The organism is Actinophytocola algeriensis (assembly GCF_014203735.1).
Lineage (GTDB): Bacteria > Actinomycetota > Actinomycetes > Mycobacteriales > Pseudonocardiaceae > Actinophytocola > Actinophytocola algeriensis.
In genome coordinates this window covers 36544-44726 of the sequence record NZ_JACHJQ010000008.1, presented here as the reverse complement: position 1 = coordinate 44726, position 8183 = coordinate 36544, and the positions used below count along the sequence as shown (strand labels likewise).

At 71.9% G+C, this 8183-nt stretch carries 2 protein-coding genes and 1 pseudogene; all 3 read right to left on the bottom strand.

Annotated features, from left to right (window positions below; all coding sequences use genetic code 11):
- Nucleotides 1–26: 26 nt before the first annotated feature.
- On the bottom strand, nucleotides 27–2228 hold the full coding sequence (locus FHR82_RS46680; protein WP_184814722.1) for an FkbO/Hyg5 family chorismatase: 2202 nt from the start codon (nucleotides 2226–2228) through the stop codon (nucleotides 27–29).
- Nucleotides 2229–2297: 69 nt separating this feature from the next.
- Nucleotides 2298–7802: pseudogene (locus tag FHR82_RS33930) on the bottom strand (type I polyketide synthase); the annotation flags it as partial.
- A gap of 22 nt (nucleotides 7803–7824) precedes the next feature.
- On the bottom strand, nucleotides 7825–8133 hold the full coding sequence (locus FHR82_RS33925) for a helix-turn-helix domain-containing protein (protein WP_311771436.1): 309 nt from the start codon (nucleotides 8131–8133) through the stop codon (nucleotides 7825–7827).
- Nucleotides 8134–8183 lie beyond the last annotated feature (50 nt).

Genomic DNA, 8183 nt, shown 5'->3' with positions numbered 1-8183 from the left:
CCCTCTGGGGTAGGTCCGGTCACGACTCAGAAGACCCGGTCGATGAGTGCCGCGGCCTGCGCGATGGTCAGCCGCGGGTCGCACAGCGAGGGGTTGCCCAGTTCGCCGTCGCCGGGCGCCGGTCCGCCCGCGCACTCGGCCACGTCGTACGCCGCGGTCTCCAGGTGCAGGCCGCCGACATGGTTGCCGTGGCCTTCGACGATGTTCCGGAACGTGGCCGCCTCCGCGACCATGTCGTCGAGATACCGCGTCTTGGCGCCGGACGGCAGTCGGACCGTGTTGCCGTGCATGGGATCGCTCAGCCATACCACGGGGTGGCGCGCTGCGCGCACGGCACGCAGGATCGGTGGCAGCACGGTGCCGATCGCGTCGCGGCCCATCCGCGCGATCAACGTGAGACGTCCCGGTTCCCGCTCCGGGTCGAGCAACGCACACAGCGCCAGCACGCTCTCGGGGGTCGACCGGGGCCCGACCTTGCACGCCACCGGGTTGCTCACGAGGCTCAGCAGCAGCACGTGGGCCTCGCCGATGCCGCCGGTCCGTTCGCCGACCCACGGGAAGTGCGTGCTGGCGAGAAACCGGGCGCCGGTCGCCGGGTCGTTCCGCACCAGCGGACCGATGTAGTCCATGACCAGAGCGTCGTGACTCGACCACGGTCCCGGGGGCACCGCGGCGTGGGCGGAGCCGTTCCGGTGCGTGCGCAGGAGCCGCTGCACGTCGTCGCTGAGGTGGTAGGCCCAGAGCATCCGTGCGGGATGCGGCCTCCTCGCCTCGGCGGACGGGGTCTCGGCGTTGACCATGTGACCGCGAAAGGCCGGGAGCTCGACACCGTCGACGACCTCGACCGCGTGCGACCTCGGCTTCGCGTACTGCCCGCCGAGCCTGCCGATCTTCACCACCGGCAGGCCCGCTCTGGCCGCGAACCGCTCGGCCAGCCGTTCCATCGCGGCGATCTTGAGCGCAACCTGGTCGGGGGTGCTCTCGTAGAAGCTCTCCGCGCAGTCACCCATCTGCAGCACCCGCGCGGAACCCGCCGCGACCGCGGCGAGCGCCGTGCGCAGGGCACCCAGCTCGTCGGGCGACACGAGGGGTGGGGCGGCCGAGAGCGTGCTCCGGACGCGCTCGTAGGCCGGATGCGCATGCCAGTCCGGTTGCTGGGCCGCGGGAAGCGCCGACCACTCCTGCGTCGCGACCGGACCGGGAAGGGACCGGCGCTCGACCGCACGCTCGCCCGGGACGATGCCCTCGATCTCGACGAGGAGGTCGTGCCTGCAGATGTCGGCGTGCAGGAACACGACATCCGCCGATCGGGAGAACGCCGTCCGGCAGATCCGCTGGACCCGTTCGATGTCCGAACGGCGGCGCACGTACACCTTGACGGTGCGCAGGTCGTCGAGCGTGCGGCCCGGCTGGATGCCGTGTGCGGAGAGGTTGCCCTCGCCGATCAGGTAAGCGATGTTGTCCAGCGCCAGTCGGCACTGGCCTTCGACGTCGCCGGCGTTCATCGTTCGGTGCCCGAGGATGCTCGCTGTGCCGGAAACGTAGATCTGCGTCGCGCCGTCGTCCGATCGCACGTAGGTCGCGCGGGCGAAGTTGGGGGACTTCACGCCGTAGCGGCGCGGGTAGTGATAAGGCGGTACCTGGCGGGGGTTGTCGACGTTGATCTGAGTCCCGCCCCTGCTGGCGAGGAAGTAGAACACGATCCCGCCGCCGTGCGAACCGATGACCGTCGCCGCGGGCATGTCGTCGGTCATCCCGTACCGCTCGAGGACCCGCGCCCTGCCGAGACAGAATGCCCGGTAGGTTTCCAGCCCTTCGGCGGTCTCTTCGTTCAACCGGCTGATGTAGTGCCAGATGCGGACCAGCTGTCGATACCCCAGCGAGCCGGTCAGCGCCAGTACCTCGGTGTAAGCCGCTTCCGTGGCCTCGACGTAGTCGGCCGTCTCCGGGATCCGGCCGGTGCAGAACAGGAACTCCCCGTCGTGCGCGTAGGACATCGAGCCGGCCTGTCCGGCCCGGACAGGCCGGTCCGAGGTCCACACCTCGGCGAACCCGTCCTCCACCGAGCCGGTCATGTGGATCGCGACCGACGGGTAGCCCTCGTCGACGCTCGGGTCCGCGCTGCCCGTGGTGAAGTTCGCGACGCCCAGGATGTGCCGGCCCGGGGCCACCTGGGCAACCTCCTTCAGGTTCCTGAACGAGGGGCGGGGCGCGTGCGTGCTTGTCATCGGGCTCACCCTCGGTTGCTCGTACCGGCCTGGACGCAGACCGGTCGGTGAATGTGTGCTCGGCAGCCGTCACGAACCGCCGCGGCCGAGCGCCAGCCGCACCAGGTCCTCGGCCGCCATCTTCCTGATCGAGTCCTGTGTAGACTGCGTGGCCGGGGTGGCCGGGTCGGTCGTGCCCGGCTCCTCGGCGAGCCGGAGCAACGTGTCGAGGACACCGGCCGCCCGCAGGCGCGCGACCGGGATCGTCGTCAGTGCCAGCCGGATCCCGGCGTCGTCGGCGCCGGGTCCGGCCCGCGAGGCCGAGGGCGGGAACAGCTGTCGCCACAGGTGCTCCGCCACGGCCAGCGAGGTCGGGTAGTCGAAGATCAGGGTCGACGGCAGCCGGAGCCCGGTCACGAGATCCAGCCGGTTGCGCAGCTCGACGCCGGTCAGCGAGTCGAGGCCGAGGTCGAGGAAACCCCGGTCCGGCGTCACCGCCCCGGGTGCCGGGTGTCCGAGCACGGCGGCCACATGTTCGCGCACGACGCGAAGGAGCTCGCGTCGTTGCCCCTGTTCGGACAGCTCCGCCAGCTGGGCGCGGAGTGCGGCCGACCGGTCCGCGGTGCCCGCCGTCGTCGACCTCGGCGACCGGATGAGGCCGCGCAGCAGCGGCGGCACCTGCTCGGCAACGGGAAAGGTCCGCCGGAGGGTCGTGACATCCAGCCGCGCGGGGACGACGACGGGTTCGTCGGCGGCCCATCCGAGATCGAAGAGCGCGAGCGCTTCCTTCGCGGGCAGGGCGAGCAACCCGCTGCGCGCCACGCGTTCGCGGTCGGACTCGGCCGACCTGCCTGCCATGCCGTCGTCGGTCTCCCACGCACCCCACGCCAGTGACTGGGCGGGCAGGCCGAGCGCCCGGCGGTGCGCGGCGAGCGCGTCGAGGAAGGCGTTCGCCGCCGCGTAGTTCGCCTGTCCGGCACCGCCGAGGGTGCCGGACAGGGACGAGAACACCGCGAACAGTCGCAGGTCCAGTCCCTCGGTCAGTTCGTGGAGGTGCCAGGCAGCGTCCACCTTGGGCCGCAACACCGTGTCCAGGCGTTCCTCGGAGAGCGACTCGATCATCCCGTCGGCCAGGGCACCGGCCGCGTGCACGATGCCGGTCAGCGGCCGGTCCGCCGGAACACCGGACAACAGCGTGGCCAGCTCGGCGCGGTCGGACACGTCGCACGCGACGACGGACGCCTCCGCGCCGAGTGCACCGAGTTCCGCCACCAGTTCGGCGGCGCCCTCGGCGGCGGGACCGCGGCGGCTCACCAGCAGCAGCCTGCGCACGCCGTGCTCGGTGACCAGGTGGCCTGCCATCGCGGCGCCGAGACTGCCCGTGGCGCCGGTGATCATCACGGTTCCGTTGGCCGCCAACGACGGCACAACCGGTTCCGGCACCGTCAGCCTGGCCAGCCGGGGAACCAGCAGTTCGCCCTCGCGGATCGCCAGCTGGGGCTCGTCGATGCGGGTGATCGCGGACAGTGCGCGGTCCGATGCCTCGGTGCCGTCGAGGTCGACCACGACGATGCGACCCGGGTGTTCGGTCTGTGCACTGCGCAGCAGTCCCCAGACGGCGGCGGCCGCGACGTCGCGTGCGTCGCCCGTCACCGCGCCACGCGTCACGACCACCAGCCGGGACGCCGTCTGCCGCTCGTCGGCCAGCCAGGAACGCAGGAACGACAGCATGCGTGACACCGCGGCGCGGACGGCGGCAGGAACGCCTGCCCCGACCTCGGTTGTCGGCGGTTGTACCAGCACCACCACAGCCGGCGCGGGCACGTCAGACTCCTGCGACCGCGTCATGGCGGCGAGGTCCGGATACCAGTGGCCGTCGCCCCACGACTGCCGGAGCGCGCCCGTCAGCCGTGCGTCGTCCGGCCCGATCACGGCCCATCCGCCAGTGAGCGACGGGGAACCGTCGCGGGGGGCAGGCTGCCACTCGACGTGGAACAGTGCCTCTCCCGCCGAGACCGGTGTGGACAGCCGCGCGGTGGACACGGCCCGCAGGCGAAGTGTTTCCACCGTCACCACCGGCGCTCCCGACGGGTCGGCCGCGGTCATCGACAGCATCTCCTCGCCGGTCCACGACAGCCTGACCCGCAGTGCGAGCGCACCACCGTTGTGGACCGACACGCCCTGCCAGGAGTAGGGCAGCCGCGCCTTGCCGTCGTCGTCGTCGAAACCGGCCAGCGCCAGTGCGTGCACCGCCGCGTCCCACAGCGCCGGGTGGAGGACGAACGCGGCGGACTCACCGTGCCGATCGTCCGGCAGGGCGACGTCGGCGAACACGTCGTCGCCCCGGCGCCAGACCGCGCGCACACCGCGGAACGCCGGTCCGTAGTCGAGACCGTGCCCGGCGAGCCGCTCGTACGCGCCGTCCAGGTCCACCGAGACGGCGCCGGGTGGCGGCCATTCCCCGGTGAGCTCCGCGGTCTCCGGGACGACGACCTGTTGGGGGATCACCGTTCCCGACGCGTGGAGCAGCCACGGGTCCGCCGTCAGCGCGTCCTCGCGTCGGGAGTGCACGGTGATCGAGCGGGCGCCGTGCTCGTCCGGCGCCGTCAGCGCGACCCGCAGCCGTGCCGCTGCCCGGCCGGACAACGCAAGCGGGGTGTGCAGGGTCAGGTCCCGCACCACCGGGCAGTCCACGTCCGCACCGGCCCTGGCGGCCAGTTCGACGAGCGCCGTACCCGGCAGCAGCGCGTTGCCCCCTGGCGCGTGATCCGCCAGCCAGGGATGTGTCTCGACCGACAGCCGGCCGGTCATCAGGAGACCCTGTGTGCCGGGCACGTCCGCTGCCGCACGGAGGAACGGGTGCTGGACGACGTCAAGTCCCAGCCCGCCCGCGTCGGCCACACCCGAGCCTGGTGCACTCCAGTAGCGCTTGCCCTGGAACGCATAGGTGGGCAGCTCCACCCGGCGCGCGGGCCGCCCGCCGAACACCGCCTCCCAGTCCACCGCGACGCCGTCGGTGTGCAGCAACGCCAGCGCGGACAGCGCGGCGTCGACGTCCTGGCGACCCCGCCGCAGCAGAGCGGTGAACAGCTCTGACCGCGAGTCCGATACCTGCTCGACCGTGGTGCGTGCGGCCACGGTCAGCGCGGTGTCCGGGCCGAGCTCGAGGAAGCGGGACACGCCGCGTCCGTGCAGGGTGCGTATCCCCTCGGCGAACCGCACGGTCTCGCGGACCTGCGAGACCCAGTAGCCGGGCGAGCACGCCTGCTCGTCGGTGAGCAGGGCGCCGGTCACATTCGACACCACCGGTGTCCGGGGTGCGCGGAACGCCACCGATTCCAGCACTCTGGCGAACGGGTCCAGCACCGGCGCCATGCGCGCGGAGTGGAACGCGTGCGAGGTGCGCAACGGTTTCGTGCGGACACCGGCGGCCCGGCAGGCCGCCGCGACCTCGTCGACGAGCCGCCCGTCCCCGGAGATCACGGTGGCGGCCGGGCCGTTCACCGCGGCAACGCTCACGTCGGTGCCGAGCGAGACCAGCATGCCGCGCACCCAGTCCTCCGCAGCGGCCACCGCCACCATCGCCCCGCCGTCCGGCAGCGCGGCCATCAGCCGCCCTCGCTCGACCACCACCTTCGCGGCGTCGCGGAGCGACCACACCCCGGCGACGTGCGCGGCGGTCAGCTCGCCGACCGAATGTCCGATGAGGAAGGCGGGCCGGACGCCCCAGCTCTCGATCAGCCGGAAGAGCGCCACTTCCAGAGCGAACGTCGCCGCCTGGGTGTAGTCGGTCCGGTCCAGCAGGCGGGCGTGCGCGGTGTCCGGACGAGCGAACATCACCGTCCTCAGTGGCCGCTCGAGCTGTTCGTCCGCAATGGAGCATACGTCGTCGAGTGCCTCGGCGAACACGGGAAACCGGTCGTGGAGGCCCTGGCCGGCTTGCGGGCGCTGCGCGCCCTGGCCGGTGAACATCACCGCGAGGTGGCCGTCCGGCCGGGCGGCCACCTGGAACACGTTCGCCGCCGCGTCGCCGGCCGCCAGCGCGTCGAGCCCGCGCAGCAGGTCCGCACGGTCCGCGCCGAGCACGGCAGCCCGGACCGGCATGGCGTGCCGCATGGTCGCCAACGCCGCGGCGATGTCGACCGGAGCGACCGTGTCGCCACGGTCCACCCAGGACCGCAGGCGTTCGGCCTGTCCTCGCAACGCTTCCTCGGTCTTCGCGGACAGCAGCAAGGGTGCCACTCCGGTGACGATCGGCCTGTCGACGGGATCCGGCACCGCGGGCTCGTCGCCCTGCTCGAGGATGACGTGGGCGTTGGTGCCGCTGAGCCCGAAGGACGAGACCGCCGCGCGGCGGGGCCGGCCGGTCTCCGGCCACGACACCGTGCGGGTCACCAGCTCCGCCGCTCCCGCGGACCAGTCGACGTGCGGTGACGGCGCGTCCACGTGCAACGTCGGTGGCACCACACCGTGGTGCATGGCCTGCACCATCTTGATGACGCCAGCGACACCGGCCGCGGCCTGGGTGTGCCCGATGTTCGACTTGAGCGATCCCAGCAGCACCGGCCGGTCCTCGGGACGGTCCGCACCGTACGTGGCGATGATCGCCTGCGCCTCGATCGGGTCGCCCAGCCGCGTGCCCGTGCCGTGCGCCTCCACGACGTCCACATCGGACGCGAGCACCCGCGCGCTGCTCATCGCCGCCCGGATCACCCGCTGCTGCGCCGGTCCGTTCGGTGCCGTGATCCCGTTCGACTGCCCGTCCTGGTTCACCGCGGAGCCACGCACCAGCGCCAGCACGGGATGCCCGAGGCGACGCGCGTCGGACAGCAGCTCGAGCAGGAGCACGCCGGCGCCCTCGGCCAGTCCCGTGCCGTCCGCGGTCGCACCGAAGGACTTGCACCGGCCGTCGGGCGCCAGCCCGCGCTGGCGGCTGAAGTACACCAACATGTCCGGTGTCGCCATCACCGTTGCCCCGCCGACCAGCGCGAGGTCGCACTCTCCGTGCCGCAACGCCTGGGCCGCCAGGTGCAACGCCACCAGCGACGACGAACACGCCGTGTCGACCGTGAGTGCCGGCCCCTCGAAGCCGAACGTGTAGGCCACCCGCCCGGCCGCCAGACTGGCCACCTGTCCTGGCACACCGGTGGACATGATGCCGTTGAACACCCCGACCTGCTTGCCACGCAAGGAGTCCAGAGGGATACCGGCTCGCTCGACCGCTTCCACCGAGCATTCCAGCAACAGCCGGTGCTGCGGGTCCACCGAAGGGGCCTCTCGCGGGCTGATGTTGAAGAAGTCCGCGTCGAACGACGCGACATCGGTGAGGAACCCGCCATGTCCGACGTAGCTCGTCCACGCGGCAGGCTCTGGGCCAGGATCGTGGAGCCGGGCGAGATCCCAGCCGCGGTCCCTCGGCAGCTCGGTGACCGCGTCCCCCGCGTTGGCGACCAAGGCCCACAGCTCATCCGGGGACGTGACGCCACCGGGGTAACGACAGCCCATGCCGATGATCGCCATGGGCTCCTCGGCGCGGGCACGGATCCGCCGCAACTCCCCGCGCAGACTCTGCAGCTCGGCGCTCGCGCGGCGGAGGTAGTCGACGTACTTGTGCTCGTCAGCCATGCTTCTCCCGCCGGACCAGCTCGTCCAGCTGCCACCTGGCCGAGCACGCCGGACATTGCGCGACGGACCGTCTCCTGGCCGCCTGCTGTAGCTGCTCCAACGAATCCCCGTCGACGCAGAGCGCGTCGGCGAGCAGCTCGATCGACCGCCGCTGCGGCGTGGTCGTTCTTCCTCTTTCCAGGTCCGAGATCGTGCGGATGCTGAGGCCCGAACGATCGGCCAACTCCTCCTGGGTGATACCCGCTTGTTCTCTGAGCTCCCGCAGAACTGCGGCCAACTCCTCTGCTCGGCGGCTGTCCACTGTGCGCGAAATCACCCGGCCGAGCGTAGGTCGGCACACTAACAACCCTC

What these genes read in the sequence shown, in the direction of transcription:
- FHR82_RS46680 (WP_184814722.1), bottom strand. Translation starts at nt 2,228, where the DNA reads ATGACAAGCACGCACGCGCCCCGCCCCTCGTTCAGGAACCTGAAGGAG.